The following is an 18,194-nucleotide window of genomic DNA, read 5'->3' as shown; positions in this document are numbered from 1 at the left end:
AAATTTGCGTCCGACTAGATCTCGGTGACGTAGTTGTGGGCGTCGTCGAGGGCACTTGCGTCCTCGGGGAGCAAGGCGACCACGAGGCAGTCGGCGTACGTCTCGAAGTACTCGACGAGCGCGGCGATCCGATCCGAATCGATCGCCTCCAGGGAATCGAGCAGCATGAACGGGACCTGCTCGTAGACGTCGTGGACGAGATAGCCCGCCAGCGCGAATACGAGTCCCGTCACCTCGCGTTCGCTCTCCGAGAGGTGTTCGATCCGATCCTCGTAGCTCGTTCCGTCCGCCGTCGAGCGGATGACGTGGAGGTCGAACGCCGTTCGCTCGACCTTCCGGCGGCCTTCCTTGACCGTCCCTTCGCGACGCTCGATCCAGATCCGGTCGATGTTCGCGTAGTCGAGAATCGAGAGGATCGAGGACATGTGTTCGTTGAAGGCCTCGACGGCGTCGTCCTCGATCCGGTCGACCCGCGTCCGGAGGTCCGCGAGTTCGTCCGTGATCTCCTCGCGCCGGTCGTCGAGTTCCTCGCGCTCCTCGATGGTCGCCTCGAGTTCGGCGATCCGGTCGTCGACCTCCGTGCGCTCGCCCTCGAGGTTCTCGATCTCGATCTCGAGGCCGTTGGCGTCGCGGTGGGCCTCCAAGACCTCGCTGTAGTCGGTGTCGTCGAACGACTCGGTGTCGTCCTCGAGCTCTTCGACCCGTTGTTCCTGGTCGCTTCGCTCGTCCTCCAGATCGTCGATCCGGTCGCCGTGGGCCGCGAGGTCGTCCTCGATCGAGTCGAGGCGCTCCTCCAAGCGCTCGCGACGGTTCTGGCGCTGGCGGAGCTCCTTCTGGCGGCTCGTCAGGTCGTCGATCTTCTCCTGGAGGTCGTTGCGGTCGGCGAGTTTCGACTGGTGGAGCTCCTGGAGGCGCTCGAGGGTGGACTCGATGGCGTCGCGTTCGACCTCCGACCCGCAGGTCCAGCAGACGACCTCGCTGTCGCCGGCCAGCAGGCGGTCGGTGACCGCGTCGTCCTCGTCCATGGTGTCCCCGAGGTCGATGCCGCCGTCCTCGAGACGCTCCTCGTTGAACCGGATGACGCTCTGGAGTTCGTTCAGCGTCGTATCGAGGTCGCGCTTGCGCTCGCGAAGCTCCTGGACCCGGCCCTGGAGGCGCTCGGGGGACTCGTCGCCGTCCTCCTCGTCGGTGAGGTCGTCGAGGTCGGTTTCGAGACGGTCGCGTTCGTTTTCGAGTTCGGTGCGGCTCTCGCGTTCGGTCTCGAGGTCGTACTCGATGGATTCGAGCTCTCGCCGGGCGCTCCGGAGGTCGGCGAACGTCGACTCGAGTTCCTCCTTGCGGCTCTGGCTCTCCTCGACGTCGGCGTCTAACTCCTCGAGTTCGGCCTCGACCTCCTCGAGTTCGGCCTCCAAGTTCTCGATCTCGTCGTCGATCGAGACCCGGCGCTCCTCCAAGCCCGGGAGTTCGTTCTTGAGGTCGTCGAGGTGGTCGAGTCGGTCGTCGATCTCGCGTTTCTCGTCCTCGAGTTGGCGGATCTCGGCCTGGATCTCGTCGGTGTCGATCGGACGCATGATCAGCTCCCGGAGGTCGTCGCCGCGGCTGACGGCCCGGCGGGCCTCGTTGGATTCCAGCAGGAACGCAAAGAGGTCGGCGAGTTCGGGCTCCTCGAGGTAGGGCTCGCCGTCGAAGACGACGGTGTCGTTCCGGCGGTAGAGCGACCGACGGTAGTGGCCGTCGTCGAAGGAGAGTTCGACCGATCCCTCGTCGGCGTCGCCTTTCAACGAGGGGCGATCGCTACCGAGGGCGGCCATGATCGCCTGGAGGAAGGAGGTTCGGTTGGTCGCGTTGCGCCCAGTTAGTACGTTGATGCCGGGCTCTAAGGAGACCCGTGTCGAGTCGATGCCGCCGATGTTCTCGGCGGCGACCTCGACTGGCGTCTCGATGGACTCTGCTACGGACATACGTCTATGCTATCGGTCACTGCTTATAAATATTCATGACTTGCGTCTGTCGGTTCGCTCAGAGCTCGCAGTCACAGCCGCCCTGGGAGATCAGCTCGTCGATCGTGTAGTCGGTCCCGCAGTTGTTACAAACCGCCCGGACGTTGACGAACGTCTCGTACTCCCGGTCGGAGAGCAGTTCCGCCCGGGAGAGCTCCTCTAACGTGGAGTCGGTAACGACCTGCGTGCGGCTGGCGAGACGTTGGATCGTCTCCTTTTTCCGCTCGATCCGGTCGCCGTCGTCCCGGGTGAGTTCGGCCTCCCGCACGTTCGTGAGATAGGTGTGGATCGCCTGGTGGGTGACGAAGTCCGAGAGGACGTCCTCGACCTCGACGCCCGCCCGCTCGAGTTCGCGGCGCTTGCGGATCTCGTCCGACCGGGGGACGTCATCGTCCGAGAGCGTGTGATAGGTGCTCTCGACGTCGCTCTCGATGGTCGACTCGCCGGCCGCCGAAAGCGCCGCCCGGAGCACCTCGACGTTGAACTCCGTCGCCAGATCCCGCAGGCTCGTCCGATCGGTCCCGTCGCCGACCCATTCGCGCTCGAGGCGGTCGCCGAGTCCCTCGAGGTCGTAGGCGTCGATGACGCGCTCGACCTTGGTCTGGCGGCGCCCGTTGGTTCCGGCCATGCCCGAGTAGAGAGAACCCACCGTTACAAGTGTTGCGCACGCCGCCCCGGCCGGGGCGAGACGAGAGCCGTCGTCGCTCCCGAAACTCCATTACACTACTACGCCTGTGAGCTACGCCGGGCGTCTGACGCGCGACTGACGCGCCCGAACGGGCCGTTCTCCGCCGGCCGGGTCGACCGGACCGCGACGAATTATACGAACAGTAGTGCGTTCCACTATTCATATGATTACGTATATCTATCCTCGAATCGTTTCGAGCGCGGACTGGTATGAGTCAGGGCTGGAATCTCCGAGTAGCCGCGGAACGGCTCGGTATCGGACAGATGAGGGAAGATCGCGGTTTCAGGGCGAGAATGTTGACCGAATACAATACATGTCCGGATAGCGTTAGTTCGTCCGGGAGACCGTTCGAGAGAGGACGCGATCGACGTCCACCGACGCGTTATCCCGGTCGGGTGCGAGCCGGTTCATAGGGTCCTCGTCGTCGGCGACACGGGCCTCATCAGCCACGGGATCACGCGGGAACTCGCCGCGGCCGGCCACGGCGTCACCTGCTACACGCGCGGGGAGACGTCCGCGACGGTCCCCGAGAGCGTCGAGTTCGTCCACGGCGACCGCGACGACCACAACCGGCTTGAGGGCGACAGCCGGTAGCCGGCCGGCCCGCCGGTTCCGTCAGCCGCGGTCGCCGACGAACTCGACGACGGCGACGCCGTTGACGGGGCCCTCGGCGAGGACTCGATGGTCGCGGTCGAGCTGCTGGCGGTTCTCGACGGGAACGATCGCGTACCGGACCGCCGGGTCGCCCTCGAGCGCTGTGGAGGATGCTTCCTCGAGCGGACGGTCGCCGTAGAACACGAGCGACATTAGCGCACGGCGGTCGGTGTCCGTGTGGACGTAAACGGGCTCGTCCTCGGGGACCTCGACGTCGATCGCCTCCCCGAGTTCGCGCTGTTCGGCGTCGTGGGCCTCGGCGGGTGCCGGAGCGTAGACCCCGACCAGCAGGAGCGCCAGACAGAGACAGACGGCGGCATATACCGCGGTCCCGGCGCCCGAGGAAAGTTCGACCGAGAGGTCGAGGGACTCGACGCGGGGGGCGAGAGCCGCCGGGACCGAGCTTGCGAGGACGGCACCGGGGACGTACATCGGGAGGAGGTACCAGGGGTGGTTGCCGCCGGCGACCGCGAACGTCAGCGGGACCGCGGCCGCCCACCAGCAGAGGAACAGCCCGTCGGCGTGGGGAGCGGGGCCGTCCCGGCGGACCCGCTGACCGAGGAGAGCGACCGCACAGACCAGTCCGGCGCCGAAGACGGGCAGCGCGTAGGGGTAGGGCGGCCCGAACATCTCGAGGGCGAACCGGAAGTAGGGGTAGTTCATGAACCCGAACAGCGGCTCGGCCGGCGGCGGGGCCATCTCGCCGCTCGCCCGCGAGGCCGCCGCCGTCAGGAAGTATTGGTGGACGAACTCCTCGCCGTGGACGAGCCAGGCGTAGAGATGCCACGGGAGGGCGACGACCGCCGTCGCGGCGACGGCGGCGACCGTCCAGGGCGTGCGGTAGGCCCGGAACGAGTGGACCAGGACGGGCGCGACCGCGACGACGAACACGCCCGCGGCGACCCCCTTGGTCATCACCGCGAGCCCGGCACAGATCCCGGCGGGAACGAGCAGGCGCGGCCGCTCGCGGCCCCGCCAGGTCAGCCAGACGAAGCCGCTGCCGGCGAGCGCCAGCAGGGGGTCGGTGACCGCGGCGCGCCCGCCGTGGCTCCCGAGCAGGAGGCCGGGGAACACGAGGAGGACGACGGCCCCGGCAAAGCCCGCCCGGCGGCCGTACGTCCGCGCGCCGATCCGGTAGACGAGCCCCGCACAACCGAGGGCGGCGATCGCCGAGGGGAGCCGGGCGGCGAACTCCGAGACCCCGAGGAGGACCATCGCGCCGGCTTGCAGCCAGTAGGTAAGCGGCGGCTTCACCAGCCGGGGCTCGACCGCGAGCCCGGGCTCGTGGGTGTCGAGCCGGATCCGGGGCTCGAGCCAGCTTCCTCCCTCGGCCATCCGCCGGGCCGGGACCGCGTACCGGGACTCGTCCCAAACCCGGAGTGGAAAGTCGCCGAGCCCCTCGACGTAGAGGGCGATCCAGAGCCCGACGACGGCCGCGAGCAGGAGCCGGTCGACGGTTACGGCCCCGCGGAGACGAGCCAGGCGGGACTCGAGCCGACGACCGGCGGCGACGGACGACCCCGACGGCGATCGAAGTCCCATCGGGAGCTACCGGCGGCCCCCGGAGGGAGCGGCTTCCGGTTTGTCCGTCGCCCGCGAGACCGTCATTCTCCCCCCTCGATCGCGACCGGCGACTCCTCGCGGCTCCGTCGGACGGGCCGGTCGGCCTGCCCCTCGGGCTCGCCGCCCTCGATCCGGGCGATCCGGTAGGGGCGCGTCTCGCGGTGGAGCAACCGGCTCTGCATCTCGGCGAGGACGCCGAACATCACGAGTTGGAAGCCAAAGAGGATCAAGGCGACGACGAGCACGAGCCGGGGGAGGTGGGGGAGCAACGACGCGCCGAGGGCGTACTTCATGACGACCGCGTGGCTCCCGAGGAGCCCGCCCAGCCCGAGCAGGCAGACCCCGGTCCCGCCGAGGAAGTGAAGCGGGCGCATCGAGTACCGGTTCCAGAAGACGTGAAAGCCCAGGTCGACGAACCCCCGGAGGAGCCGCCCCGCGCCGTAGCTGGTCGTCCCCGCAGTCCGCGGCCGGTGGGCGACCGGCTCCTCGGCGATGGCAAAGCCCCGGTTGTAGAGCTTCGCCGGGATGTAGCGGTGGCCCTCGCCCCGAAGCTGGAGCTCCTCGACGGCCTCGCGGCGGTAGGCCTTCAGCGTACAGCCGAAGTCGTGGATCTCGGGGCCGGTAAACCGCGCGAGCGAGGTCTGGATCCGGGAGGGGAGCGTCTTTGAGAGCGGGTCCTGTCGATCCCGGCGCCAGCCGCTGACGCAGTCGTAGCCCTCAAGCAGACGGGAGAGCAGCCGGGGAACGTCCGCGGGGTCGTTCTGGCCGTCGGCGTCCAGGGTGACGACGAACTCCCCGTCCGCCTCGTCGAGGCCGGCACACAACGCGGCGCTCTGCCCGAAGTTCCGGGTCAGGAACACGCCCCGAAAGCGGCCGTGGGAAGCGGCCAGCTCCCGGATCACCTCCCTCGTGCCGTCGGTGCTGCCGTCGTCGACGACGACGATCTCGACCGGCCGGAACTGGGCCATCTCCGCCCCGTCGGCGACGGCGACGATCTCCTCGACCAGCGCCTCCACGTTCCCGCGTTCGTTGTACGCCGGGAGAACGATCGACGTCCGCACCCGCCGGGCGTCCCCGCGCCCGCCGATCGCGACGCCGCCGGCGTGATCCCCGTCCATGCCCAAAAGTCGTTCACGAGTTGATAATAAACGTTGTCCTCCGGGCGCCGGGACCGCGGTTCACAACCTATAACCCGGCCCGACGTGTTGGATCCGCCGGAGCCCACCCGCCACGAATCCGCCGTCACAGCCTGTTGGCACCACCCTGCCGCCATGACCCTGCCAGATCTCCGAACGGCCGGCCGCGTCGCGGTCAGCCTCGTCCTCCTCGGAGCCGTCGTCGCCACCGTCGGCGTCGAGACGGTCCTCGAGGGGCTGGCCGAGCTCCGGCCGACCGCCCTCGGCGCCGCCCTCGGGCTCGCCGTGCTCAACGTGGCCATCAGCGCCTACAAGTGGGGCCTGCTCCTCCGGATCAAGGGGATCGACCTCCCCTTTCGCACGCTGCTCGCCTACTACTACGTCGGCCAGTTCTTCAACGCCTTCCTGCCGACGACCGTCGGCGGCGACGGCGTCCGGGTCTACTCCCTCCACGCGCACCACGACGCCGGCCCCGACGCGGTCTCCTCGGTCGTCATGGAGCGACTCACCGGCTTGCTCACGGTGCTCGCGATCGGGGGCGTCGCGACCGCAGTCGTCGCCGACCGGCTCCCGCCGGTCGTCTCCGGAACCGTCCTGCTGGCGCTCCCCGCGGGCGCGGCCGTCGCCGGCGTCCTCTTTACGAGGACCGGCCGGGGGGTTCTCGAGAGGACACTGTTTCGCGTCTCCCGGTTCGACCTCGGCGACCGTCTCGCCGGGGTGTACGACGCGATCCACGACTACCGTGGCGCCGGCCGGGCGCTCGTTCCGGTCGTCGTGCTCTCGCTTGTCTTCCGGCTCGTCCTCGTCGTCAATAACTACGTCGTCGCGGTCGGCCTCGGGATGGAGGTCTCGTTCGTCTACTTCCTCGCTTTCGTCCCGCTGGTCGAGCTGTTGTTGTTCGTCCCCGTCTCGATACAGGGCTTCGGCGTCCGGGAGACCGCCTACGTCTACCTCTTCGGCGCCGTCGGCGCGCCCGCGGGCGCCGCCCTGACCCTCGGGATCGCCATGCAACTGGTGCTCGGGGTCTTCAACAACCTCCTGGGCGGGCTCGTCTACCTCCGGGGGTCCTACTCCCGGTAGCCCAGATCGGCGAGCATCTCCTCGGTTCCGGAATCGACCTGCTGGCGCTCGACGGCGTCGAACCCGTCGAGCCAGTCGTCGAGCTCCGCGGCGAGATCCCCGCGGCGCTCGGGGTGCTCCCCCGCGAGGTCCCGTCGTTCGCCCGGGTCGTCCGCGAGGTCGTAGAGTTCCTCGTCTCCCGCCCCGCGGTCGCGGACGAGCTTCCAGCCCTCCGTCCGAAGCGCGACCCGGTCCTCGAACGTCGGGTAGGCCATCGCGAACAGCGGCCGGTCCTCCGCCAGAGGAGCGCCGTCGGCGAAGAGGGGTCTCCCCGCCGGGCCGAGCGGGTCGAGGCCCGAAAGCGAGAGCAGCGTGGGGACGATATCGACGGTCCGGGCCTGCCCGCCGACCGTCCCCGCGGGAAGCGAGTCGTGGGCGAACACCAGCGGGACGTGGAGTTCTTCGTCGTACAGCGTCCGGCCGTGGCCGGTGTAGCCGTGGTCGCCAAGTGCCTCTCCGTGGTCGCCGGTGAGCACCACGAGGGTCTCCTCGGCCAGCCCGCGCTCCTCGAGGTCGTCGAGCAGCCGCCCGACGTGGTCGTCGGCGTGGATCATCGCGGCGGTGTACTCGTCGTGGTCGGCCCGGAGCCCCGGCGGGGCGTTCCGGGGCTCGTGGAGGTCGAAGTAGTGGACCCAGCCGAAGAAAGGCTCCTCGACGGCCTCGAGTCCCGAGCGGGCGTCGGCCGTGACCTTCCGGGCCGGCCGGCAGTGGAGATCGATGAGCCCGGTCCCCCGGAGGAACCGTTTGACGGTGTAGGGGCCGACGCCGCGGTCCTTGACGGCGCCGAAGACGGCGTTGAACGCCTTGGTGTCGTAGATCCGGCTCAGGATCGGGTAGAGCGTGCCGTAGGCCGAGCCGTCGAAGTAGCGGTCGAACCCGCGGCCGAGCCCGGAGTGGTCGTCGGCGAGGTGGTCGACGCTGACGACCCCGAACGTGTCGTAGCCGGCCTCGCGGAAGCGTTCGGCCGCGACCGGCCGATCCGCCGGGAGGCCCCAGCCGTTCTCGACGACGCCGTGGTCCATGGGATAGGCACCGGTCAGTATCGAGGTGAGGCTCGGGTCGGTCGTGTTCGCGACCGTGAACGCGTCGTCGAACGTCGTTCCCCGGGCGTCGAGGTCGGCGAAGGTCGGCAACAGTCCGGCGTCGATCCCCTCGCGAAACCGGTCGGCACGGAGGCAGTCGACGGTCACGAGGAGGACGTTCTCGATCCCGTTCATTGGAGCGACGGTCTCGTGGCCCCCACGTAAGCGTGTCGTCTCGCCGACGGGACTACCGGGCGAGCCCCCCGAGGGCGGCCTCGACGACTCGATCAGTCCCGTTCTCGTAGCCACGGGGCGCCTCGGTGCGCTCGATGCCGTCGACGACCTCGGGGACGGTCTCCGCCGAGTGAAACCCCCGGAGCGGATCGACCGCCCGGGCGACCCCGCGCTGTTCGGAGGTCTGGGGGAGGACGATACAGGGTGTGCCCGCGACGGCGGCCTCCATCACCGTCGAGTAGCCGCTACAAACCACGGCGTCGGCCGCCTCGATGTGGCCCTGGAGCGAGGCGACGACCTCCCACTCGTCGCCCCCGACCGCGGTGACCCGCCGTCCGGTCGCCTCGATCGCCCCGGTCAGACGCTCCTCGTCCACGCTGAAGGCACTCGGGACCACTAGAACTCCGACCGACTCCTCGACTGCCTCCCCGCCGCCGGGCGCGATCGGCGGAATCTCGACCGCCTTCGGGATCGTCGGCTCGCCCTCCCAGACCTTCGGGAGCAGGAACCGCTCGGCGGTCAGGGCCGCAAACCGGTTGCGGAGCCACGCCGCGGCCCGCTCGAGACGGTTCGTATAGAAGCCCGCGGGGTCGTGGGTGACGTAGTAGTAGGGGATCGACCGGACCGTCGCCGCGATCGCCGCCGAGAGGTCGTCGGCGACGAGCAACGGCGGCGTGTGAGTCTCGAGCCAGGAGACGTACTCCGTGACGCGATCGACGAGGTTCGGGAAACACTCCTCTATGACGACCAGGAGGTTCCCCCGTTGATAGCTCCGGATGAAGTCGACCGCACGGGGGGCGAACTCGGTGTAGCCGTTTTCCTCGACGAACGCCCGTCCGGGGCCGCCGCCGGCGAGGACGGTCTCGTGGCCGGCGTCGGCGATCCCGTCGGCGACCGCGAGCATCCGGGTCGCGTGGCCCCCGCCCTCGCAGTAGTGGGCGACCGCGATCGCCCCGTTCATGGGTGGCCGGCCCGGCCCTCGATCGGAGAGTGTGGCGCCCGATCTCGACTCCGACGATCCCCCGTCGCCCGCGCGTTCGGCGACCGAACTCCTGAAAACCGCTTGGATCCACCCACAGTCACCGGGGATCGAGTGTCTCCCTTCATAAACTTATCCGATTCCACCGACGAGCCGCCGGATGGATGGCTTTTTGCCCCGACGGCCGAACCTCCGACCAACGTCCGCATGCTCCGAACGAACCCGACGGACGCGGCCGCGACCGCCGCCCGCAGCCTCCGTCACGCCGGTCTCGGCGCGGTCCGGGAGTTCGCCTGGCGGACCGCCTTCTCGCTGCGGCGCCCGCCCCGGCCCGACCCGGTGCTGGCCGCCGACTGGGACCTGCTGGTCGTTCTCGACGCCTGCCGTGCCGACGTCTTCTCGGAAGTCGCGGCCGACCACCCTTCAGAACGGCTCCACCCCGGCGAGACGCGAATCTCGCCGGCGAGCAGTTCCGTCGGCTGGCTCGAGGCGGTGTTCGGGGGCGCCGACCCCGAGGAACTCGAGGACCTGGCCTATGTCTCGGGCAACCCCTACACCGACCGGGTTCTCGAATCCGACCCCTTCGGCGCCATCGAGGAGGTCTGGCGGGAGGGCTGGGACGACGACCTCGGCACCGTCCCGCCCGAACCGATCACCGACCGGGCGATCGACCTCGGTCGAACGGGCGAGTTCGATCGGATGGTCGTCCACTACATGCAGCCACACTTCCCCGCGATCGCGCCCGGGCTCTCCGGGGGCGACGAGGGCGTCTCGCTGTCGGCGTTCGGCGACGAGCCGATGTCGGTCTGGGAGGCCCTGCGGTTCGGCCGGGTGAGCGAGCAGACGGTCAGGGAACGCTACCGGGCGAACCTCGCGTACGTCCTGGGGGAGGTCGAGGACCTTCTCTCGAACGTCGAGAGCGAACGAGCAGTGATCACCGCGGACCACGGCAACGCGATCGGCGAGTACGGCATCTACGGCCATCCCAGCGGCGTCTCCCTTCCCTGCCTCCGGGAGGTTCCCTGGTGCGTGACGACCGGAACCGACCGGGGGACTCGCGAACCCGACGGGCGGACGGCCGACCAGAGCGAGCCGACGGCGACGGTCGACGACCGCCTCGAGCGCCTCGGCTATCGCACCTGACATGACCTCGAACACCCCAACCGGCGTCGAGAACGCCGGCATCGCTGGCGACGGCACCGTTTCGGGCGACTCTCCCGGGGACCGTCCGAACCTCCTCCTGGTCTGTGTCGACTGTCTGCGCCAGGACCTCGTGGTCACCGACCGGACCGAGACCCCCTTCCTCGACGACCTCCGCGAGCGGGGGACGGAGTGTACGTCGATGTACGCGACGGCAACGACGACGACCCCTGCGGTCGCGAGCCTCCTGACCGGTTCCTACGCCGAGCGAAACGGCATCCACTCGCTGCGCCGCGGGCGCCTCGCCGAGGGGGTCGACTTCCTGCCCGAGGTCCTCGGCGAGCGGGGCTGGCATACCGAGGGGATGGTGACCGGGCCGCTGGTCCCCGAGACGGGTCTCGACCGGGGGTTCGACGCCTACCGCTGTCGCGGCGAGGACGAATCCGTGTTCGGAGCCTGGCGCGAGCGGGCCACGGCGCGCCTGGGCGCCCTCCCGGAGCCGTTCGCCGCGGTCGTCCACCTCTGGGAGCTCCACGAGGACGTCATCGTACCGTCGGCCTACGACCGCAAGGGGTACGGGGGGACGCCCTACGAGCGGGCGCTGTCGGCGCTCGACCGCGAGATCGAGGCGCTGGTCGACTCCGTTCCCGACGACACCGTCGTCGCCGTCGTCGGCGACCACGGCGAGAGCATTACCCACCGACACAACCCCCTCCGGCTGGCGGCGAAGTCGGTCCGTGACGCCCTGAAGTACTACGGCGGGATCGACACCCGGAGGGCCGTCCGCCGGATCAACCGCCGCCTTGAGGATCTGGGCCCCGACGTGGCCGACCACTTCCTCGAGAACGGCCACGGCGAGAACGTCTTCGACTTCACGACCAACGTCCCCTTTATCCTTGCCGGGCCGGGCGTCGAGCCGGCGACGGTCGACGCCCAGGTCCGCGCCATCGACGTCCTCCCGACGCTGCTCTCGGCCCTCGGCGTCGAGCCCGCCGGCGACGGCGAGGCGATCCGACCCCGCGAGGGAGTCACCGACAGGCCGGCGTACCTTCGGGCGTGTGGCGCCTCGCTGCGGGGCGAGCGCAACTGGGCGCGGGCGGTCCGGGACGGCGACGCGAAGCTGGTCACCTACCCCGGCCGGGAGTGGCCTCCAGAGCTGTACGACCTCGAAGCGGACCCACGGGAGCTCTCGCCGGTCGACGACCCCGAAACCGAGGCCCGGCTCGCGGAGCTCCTGCCCGAACGGGGCGTCGATCCGACCGACGTCGAGGATCTGGAGATCGACGACCACCTCCGGGCGCTGGGCTACCGGTAGCCCCGGGCGCCGAGGACGCCGGCCGCGGCCGCCCCGACCGCCGACGTCAGCAGGTAGCCGCCGACGCTGTGGATCGCGACGGCGGCGGTCGCCGTCCCCGCGTCGAGCCCCGTCAGGAGCGCGAGCAGTCCGACGGAGGCGACCTCGACGCCGCCGAGCCCGCCGGGGGTCGGGACGACGCTCGCCGTCGCCCCGAGCGGGACGACGAAGAAGGGAACGACGAGCGGGATCGAGCCGCCGACTGCGAGGACCGAGAGCCAGAGCCCGACCGCCTGGACTCCCCAGCCCGCCGCCGAGAAGGCGACGGCGGCGGCCAGCCGCCGGCGGTCGCGCGCGACGACCGCGAGCGAGGAGAGAAAGCCCTGAAGCTGGTCCGCGAGCCCGTCGGGATCGGGCGGAGCGGGGAGAAGCGGGACCGCGCTGGCGACCCGGTCCGTAGCCTCGAGGACGCGGGTCGCGGCTCCGAGGACGGCGCGCTCGATCCCGCGCCGGCGTCGCCAGGCGACGGCGACGACGCCCGGGAGCGAAACGGCGACGGCGACGACGCCCGCGAACAGCACGCGGAGGTCGGGATCGATCGTCGCCGTCGTGGCGTAGTAGGCCGCGCCGACGGCCGCAAGCGTGACGGAGGGCACCACGTTGATCGCGTCGTGGCTCGCGACCGCCGCCAGGTTCACCTCGTAGTCGGTCCCGATCGATCGGGTGAGCAGGTAGGCCGTCGCGGGCTCGCCGCCGGCCTGGCCGACCGGCGAGACGTGATTGAAAAAGGCCGCGGCCGCGTTGACGAGGACCGCAAGCGGGAGGCCGACGTCGGCCTCGAGCGCCCGGAGGACGTTCCAGAGCGCGACCCCCCAGAAGCCGTTCCAGAGGAGGATCGTCGCCCCGACGGCCGCGACGAGCGCGGGGTCGGCACTGAGGAGCGCGGCGACGACGGTCCCCGTGTCGATGAGCCAGAGGAGGACGGCGAGGACGGCACCGGCGACGACGAACCCGACCGCCGACGCCCGGATCGTGGTGGCCACACCGGCGCTTCGAACGCGGAGACCATCAGTTTGCGGACTCCGGTCGAGACGGAACGTTGATAAGACGACCGTGTGAATCCCGCCGTAACCCGAATGAGATCGAGCCACGACCGCGCCGGCGATGCGAGGGTGTGTGCGAGCGTGTCGATCGGGGTTCGACGGGGGGAACGCGGGGCCGAACCGGACTCCGGGAGCGGCGATCGCCACGAACTCGATCCGGACCCGGAACCGGAACCGAAGCCGATCCGAACCCGGGTGGGCAGACGATGAGGATCGGCTTTTTCACCGACAGCTACTTCCCGGAGATCGACGGCGTCACGTACACGATCGACCTCTGGCGCGAGGAGCTCCGGTCCCGGGGCCACGAGGTGTACGTCGTCTACCCCGACGGCGACTACGAGCCCGACGACCGCGAGATCCCAGTCGCGTCGGCGCCCAACCCCTTCTACGGCGGCTACCGGATCCCGCTTTTCAAACGGCCATCCGACCTCCCGGAGCTCGACGTCGTCCACTGTCACGGTCCGGCGACGATCGGCCTCCTCGGGCGCTACTACGCCCGGAAACACGACCTTCCGTCGGTCTACACCCACCACACGCCCCTCGAGGAGTACTTCCACCAGAGCGTCCGGTCGGAGACGGTCGCTGACACCCTCGCGCGGCTCTACCTCCCCCTGGAGAACGGCTTTCTGAGCACGTTCGACGTCGTGACGGCCTCGACGAACCGGATCGACCGCGAGGTCGACCACGTCACCCTCCCGGTCGGGATCGACATGGAGTTCTTCGAGCCCTCGCCCGTCGACTGGTTCGCCGATCGGACCGTGATCGGCTACAGCGGCCGGCTCAGCATGGAGAAGAACGTCGCCGACGTCCTGGCAGTCGCCGAGGAACTGCCCGACTACGAGTTCGTCGTCGTCGGCGAGGGCCCCTACCGGGAGCAACTCGAGGCCGAGGCTCCCGACAACGTCGACTTCTGGGACTTCCTCCCGCGGACGGCGCTGCCGACGTTTTACTCCTCGATCGACGCCTTCGCCACCGCCTCGACGGCCGACACCCTCGGGCTCTCGACGCTCGAGGCCAACGCCTGTGGAACCCCGGTCGTCGCCCCCGACGTCCCCCCCTTCGACCGGACGATCGGCCCCGACAACGGCGAGCGGTTCGTCTCCGGGGACGTCCGGTCGATGGCCACCGCCGTCGAGACCTGTCTCCGGACCGACCGGGACACCCGCGGCGGCGTCGAACGCTACGCCGTCGATCGGACCATGTCCCAACTCGAGGGGATCTACGAGGAGCTCACAGCCCCCGAGGAGTCGGTTCGCCTCGCGTTCGACGGCCCGATCGACGATCGGACCGACGACCAGGTCGATCTCTCCGCCTCTCGGCGGACGTAATCAGGCACTGCGGGCGTCGTCGACCCGCCGGCGCTGGTCGGGGGCGAGCTCGACGTCGGTCGCCCCGAGGTTCTCGGATAGCTGGTCGGTCGTCCGTGCGCCGACGATCGGGACGCAGGTGAACGCCTCCTGATCCATCAGCCACCGCAGCGCGACCTGTGCGGGGGTGGCACCCTCCTCGTCGGCGATCGTCCGGACCTCGTCGAGGACCTGCCATCCCCGCTCGGAGACGTACCAGTCGCCGAACATCTCGTCGAGATCGCCGCGCGAGCCGTCCGGCGCGTCCACATCCTGGGTCCCGTCGCCCGCCCGCTCGTACTTGCCCGTGAGAAATCCGCCCGCGAGCGGCGAGTACGGGCAGACGGCGAGATCCTGATCGGCACAGACGTCGAGGTAGTCGGCGACGTCCTCGCGGTAGGCCGCGTGAAAGAGGGGCTGGGTGACGTCGAACCGTTCGGTCCCCTCGACGTCGGCCTTCCAGAGGGCCTTCGTGAGCTGCCAGGCGGCCATCGTCGAGGCGCCCAGCGAGTGGACCTTCCCCTCGCGGACGAGATCGTTCAGGGTTCGAAGGGTCGTCTCGATCGGGGTCTCCTCGTCGAAGCGGTGGATGTAGTAGAGGTCGAGGTAGTCGGTGCCAAGCCGATCGAGGGTGCCCTCGATCTCCGCGCGAACGTTCTTGCGCGAGAGGTTCTCCTGAAATCGCGAATTCTGGGACCAGTAGACCTTCGAGGCGATCACGTACTCCTCTCGGTCCTTCCCCTCGAGCCAGTCGCCGATCCAGCGCTCGGAATCCCCGCCGCCGTAGCCGTTCGCGGTGTCGATGAAGTTTCCGCCCGCGTCCGCGAAGGCATCCAGTAACTCGTGGGCCGATTCACGGTCGGTCTCGACGACGCCGCCCGACTCCTGGCCGAAGCGCCAGGTGCCCAGACACAGCGGCGAGACCTCGAGGCCGGTCGAACCGAGTCTGACGTACTCCATAGGTCGATTCACCACCCCGAGAGGGTTAAAGCCGGGTTCACCGGCGAAATAGGATTAGTCCTGGTCGGCCACAGTCAGTCCCAGAACGACTGGGTCCGGGCGTACTCGCGTTCCTGGGCGAGGATGTCCCTGTAGAAATCGTCCTCGCTCTCGCGGAGTTTGTTGATGATTCGGGCGGCGTTGTGCGGGCCGACGCCGCGGGCCGCCATCGCGATCACGGCCCGCTTGCCGTGGCTCTGGACGAGACTCGCCGAGCGAAACGCCCGTTCGGTCATCTCTCGCTGCTCGTCGTCCTTTTCGGCGGCGCGCACCGCTTTGACGACCTCGTCGGCCCAGGGGTTGAGCGCGGCGATCCGGGTCGAGCCACACTCCGGGCATGTCGGTTGCTCCTGTATCCGTCGAACCTTCGTCCGAACCTTCCAGTCGTGGCAGTGGGTACACAGCAGGATCATCCGATCGTCGCGGATCCGCTCCCGGACCGTCTCGATCACGCTCGCGTCGGCGTTTTCGGGCGAGAGGAGTTCGGTCCCCGCCGACATCCCACCCGTTCCGACCGCGGTCCGCCCGCCCACCGTCGCGACCTCGAGGTCGCCCGACTGAATTCCCTCGAGAACTCGGCTCGCGTGCTCGACGTCCAAGTCCTCGTGGAAGATCTCGCGGAGCGCCTCGTCGTACATCGGGGTGTCCTCCAGGGCCGCGAGCAGCCGGTCGTTCGAGAGCCGCCCCGAGCCCTCCCAGCGTTTGAGCGCGCCGAAGCTGGCGGAAACTTGCGCCAGCCGGAAGGCCAGCGCGTCCGAGCGTTTGAGCCCGAGTTCGACGATCGTCCGGACGTGGTCGGGGTCGGTCTCCCGCAGCACATCGAGGACGTCCGTCGTCGATACTCCGCCAGGGACCTCGAGTTCGATCCGGTAGGGGTCGGTCTCGAGGCCGATCGAGGAGCCCGTCCGCTGGCCGAGGAGTGCCGAGAGCGTCCGTCCGAGGGCCTCGTTAGCCATGTGGCCGAGGTGGGCGTTGAGCACGATCGTTCGGCCCTCGCGCTCGAGGACGAGCCGGTCGTCGGTCGGCATCGGGTGGTTGGCCTCGACCTGGCGGGAGAGTTCGTCGATCGCCTCCCCCAGCGTGTACTCGTCGGCGGGATACCGTCCGGCGAGGTCGCGGGCGACGCTTCCCCCCTCCGCGCCCGCCCGGAGCTGGGCGTCACAGACGCCCCGGAGCTCGCCGACCTCGCCCGCGACGGGGGCGGGAACAGGGATCTCCTGGCCGATCCAGGAGGGGACCTCGCCCGCGGGGTCCTCGATCGGACTTACTTTTACTTTCCCTTCGTCGTCGTTGATCTCCGAGATCCGCCACATCTCCCCGCGCTGGATGAACACCTCGCCGGGGGCCGCGAAGTTGACGACGAAGCGCTCGTCCAGGGTCCCGATCTGGCTTCCCCCCGCGATGTCGTGGACCTCGTAGGTCTCCTCGTCGGGGATCATCGAGAGGTTTCCATACACATACTGCCAGGTCCCGCCGGTCGTCTCCAGGCGATCCTCGCCCTCGTCGAACCAGACTACCTGATTGCGATGGAGTTCCGAACAGATCTCACGAAATCCCTCCTCGGAGAGCTCCCGGTAGGGGTACGCTCGAGTAACGATCTCGTAGGCCGTCTCGAGCGGCGTCGAGCCACGGCTCTGGACGAGTCCAGGTACTTGATTCGCGACGACGTCCAGACTCCCCTCGTGGATCGCCGCGGGTTCGACCTCGCCCGCGCGAGCCCGGCGGGCGATGGCCAGTGCCTCGAGGGTGTCGTCGGGACGAGTGGTGACGATCGTCCCCTCCGAGACCTCGTCGCTCCTGTGGCCCGCCCGGCCGATCCGCTGGAGCAGCCGGGCGACCTGACGGGGACTCTTGTACTGGATCACGTGGTCGATCCGGCCGACGTCGATCCCCAGTTCCATCGAGGAGGTACAGAGCAGGGCGTCGATCTCGCCTTCCTTGAACCGATCCTCGACGTCGATCCGGGCCTCCTTCGAGAGCGAGCCGTGGTGGACGCCGATCGGGAGATCGAGTTCTCGAAAGCGCGAGCCGAGGGCTTCGGCTGTCTGGCGGGTGTTGACGAAGATCAGAGTAGATTCCTTTTCGGCCACCAGATCGCGGATGTACCGGACGTGACTCGCCGTGTCGGGTTCGGTCATCAACTGTCCCGACAGCGCCTCGTCCTCGTCGGTGATCTCGGGTTCGCGGACGGTCACCGAGACGTCGCTGCCGACGTCGATCTCCCGGACCTCGCAGGGCCGCCCGCCCGTGAGAAAATTTGCTACTTCGCTGGGGTCGCCGACGGTCGCCGAGAGCCCGATCCGCTGGAACCCCCCCGAGAGCTCACGGAGGCGCTCGAGTCCCACGGAAAGCTGTGCGCCCCGTTTGGAGGCCGCGAGCTCGTGGACCTCGTCGACGACGACGTGGGAGACGCTCTCGAGGCCCTCCCGGAGCCGTTCCCCTGTAAGCATCGCCTGGAGCGTCTCGGGGGTCGTCACGAGCACGTCCGGGGGGTCCTCGGCCTGTTTGCCCCGCCGATACTGGGTGGTGTCGCCGTGGCGGACGTCGACCTCCAGATCGAGGTACTCGCCCCACCACTCGAGGCGATCCCGCATGTCCCGGTTGAGCGCCCGCAGCGGGGTGACGTAGAGCGCGCCGAACCCCTCCGGAGGATCCTCCGAGAGGTCGTCAAAGACGGGCAGCATCGCGGTCTCGGTCTTCCCGCTCCCGGTGGGCGCGATCACGAGCGTGTGCTCGCCCGCCGCAAGCGGCGGGATCGCCAGGCGCTGGGGGGCCGTCGGCGTCGAGAAGCCCCGCTCGGAGAGCGCCTCGCGCACCGCTTCCCCGAGGCGAGCGAACGCCGCCTGGTCCCCGCGCATCATCGGCGGAACCAGGGGCGCAGCGGCCAAAAGGTCGTTGTTCGTCGACGTGGCTCGTG

General features: G+C 69.3%; 14 protein-coding genes. 4 read left to right on the top strand and 10 right to left on the bottom strand.

Annotation, left to right across the window (positions count from 1 at the left end):
• Positions 1-14: 14 nt before the first annotated feature.
• From LCF40_RS08900 to LCF40_RS08880, 5 genes are all read right to left on the bottom strand, one after another.
• Positions 15-1,961 (bottom strand): archaea-specific SMC-related protein, encoded by a 1,947-nt coding sequence (locus tag LCF40_RS08900; protein ID WP_224828188.1) that lies wholly within the window; start codon positions 1,959-1,961, stop codon positions 15-17.
• Between the two features lie 58 nt (positions 1,962-2,019).
• Complete coding sequence (gene rdfA / locus LCF40_RS08895) at positions 2,020-2,628, bottom strand: rod-determining factor RdfA (RefSeq protein WP_198667859.1); 609 nt, start codon at positions 2,626-2,628, stop codon at positions 2,020-2,022.
• A gap of 387 nt (positions 2,629-3,015) precedes the next feature.
• Complete coding sequence (locus tag LCF40_RS23690; protein WP_224828187.1) at positions 3,016-3,237, bottom strand: hypothetical protein; 222 nt, start codon at positions 3,235-3,237, stop codon at positions 3,016-3,018.
• A gap of 66 nt (positions 3,238-3,303) precedes the next feature.
• Positions 3,304-4,884: an ArnT family glycosyltransferase gene (locus LCF40_RS08885; protein ID WP_224828186.1), complete on the bottom strand. Its 1,581-nt coding sequence runs from the start codon at positions 4,882-4,884 to the stop codon at positions 3,304-3,306.
• A gap of 62 nt (positions 4,885-4,946) precedes the next feature.
• Positions 4,947-6,023 (bottom strand): glycosyltransferase family 2 protein, encoded by a 1,077-nt coding sequence (locus tag LCF40_RS08880; protein ID WP_224828185.1) that lies wholly within the window; start codon positions 6,021-6,023, stop codon positions 4,947-4,949.
• 153 nt (positions 6,024-6,176) lie between these two features.
• Here LCF40_RS08880 and LCF40_RS08875 point away from each other — a divergent pair, with 153 nt between their 5' ends.
• Entirely contained in the window at positions 6,177-7,121 is a 945-nt protein-coding gene (locus tag LCF40_RS08875; protein ID WP_224828184.1) for a lysylphosphatidylglycerol synthase transmembrane domain-containing protein, read from the top strand.
• Here LCF40_RS08875 and LCF40_RS08870 read toward each other — a convergent pair.
• Both LCF40_RS08870 and LCF40_RS08865 read right to left on the bottom strand, forming a co-directional pair.
• Positions 7,109-8,377, bottom strand: a complete 1,269-nt coding sequence (locus LCF40_RS08870) for a sulfatase family protein (RefSeq protein WP_224828183.1) — start codon at positions 8,375-8,377, stop codon at positions 7,109-7,111. The two genes, LCF40_RS08875 and LCF40_RS08870, sit on opposite strands and share 13 nt — an antisense overlap.
• A gap of 52 nt (positions 8,378-8,429) precedes the next feature.
• Positions 8,430-9,377, bottom strand: a complete 948-nt coding sequence (locus LCF40_RS08865; protein ID WP_224828182.1) for a glycosyltransferase — start codon at positions 9,375-9,377, stop codon at positions 8,430-8,432.
• A gap of 225 nt (positions 9,378-9,602) precedes the next feature.
• Here LCF40_RS08865 and LCF40_RS08860 point away from each other — a divergent pair, with 225 nt between their 5' ends.
• Both LCF40_RS08860 and LCF40_RS08855 read left to right on the top strand, forming a co-directional pair.
• Positions 9,603-10,538, top strand: a complete 936-nt coding sequence (locus LCF40_RS08860) for a hypothetical protein (RefSeq protein WP_114576542.1) — start codon at positions 9,603-9,605, stop codon at positions 10,536-10,538.
• Position 10,539: 1 nt separating this feature from the next.
• Positions 10,540-11,850 carry a sulfatase-like hydrolase/transferase gene (locus LCF40_RS08855; protein WP_224828181.1) on the top strand — a complete coding sequence of 437 codons (1,311 nt, stop codon included), beginning with the start codon at positions 10,540-10,542 and terminating at the stop codon, positions 11,848-11,850.
• On the opposite strand, the gene LCF40_RS08850 is transcribed toward LCF40_RS08855, so the two are convergent.
• Entirely contained in the window at positions 11,841-12,872 is a 1,032-nt protein-coding gene (locus LCF40_RS08850) for a lysylphosphatidylglycerol synthase transmembrane domain-containing protein (protein ID WP_114576544.1), read from the bottom strand. The two genes, LCF40_RS08855 and LCF40_RS08850, sit on opposite strands and share 10 nt — an antisense overlap.
• 266 nt (positions 12,873-13,138) lie before the next feature.
• On the opposite strand from LCF40_RS08850, the gene LCF40_RS08845 reads away from it, so the two are divergent.
• On the top strand, positions 13,139-14,260 hold the full coding sequence (locus LCF40_RS08845; protein WP_224828180.1) for a glycosyltransferase: 1,122 nt from the start codon (positions 13,139-13,141) through the stop codon (positions 14,258-14,260).
• Here LCF40_RS08845 and LCF40_RS08840 read toward each other — a convergent pair whose 3' ends face one another.
• Both LCF40_RS08840 and LCF40_RS08835 read right to left on the bottom strand, forming a co-directional pair.
• Positions 14,261-15,238, bottom strand: coding sequence for an aldo/keto reductase (locus tag LCF40_RS08840; RefSeq protein ID WP_224828179.1), 978 nt, complete (start codon positions 15,236-15,238; stop codon positions 14,261-14,263).
• Positions 15,239-15,312: 74 nt separating this feature from the next.
• Entirely contained in the window at positions 15,313-18,138 is a 2,826-nt protein-coding gene (locus LCF40_RS08835; protein WP_224828178.1) for a DEAD/DEAH box helicase, read from the bottom strand.
• Positions 18,139-18,194 lie beyond the last annotated feature (56 nt).

Origin of the sequence: Saliphagus infecundisoli, from assembly GCF_020177375.1 — an archaeon.
Lineage (GTDB): Archaea > Halobacteriota > Halobacteria > Halobacteriales > Natrialbaceae > Saliphagus > Saliphagus infecundisoli.
The sequence above is the reverse complement of the archived record's forward strand: the minus strand, read 5'-3'. Positions and strand labels throughout refer to the sequence as shown.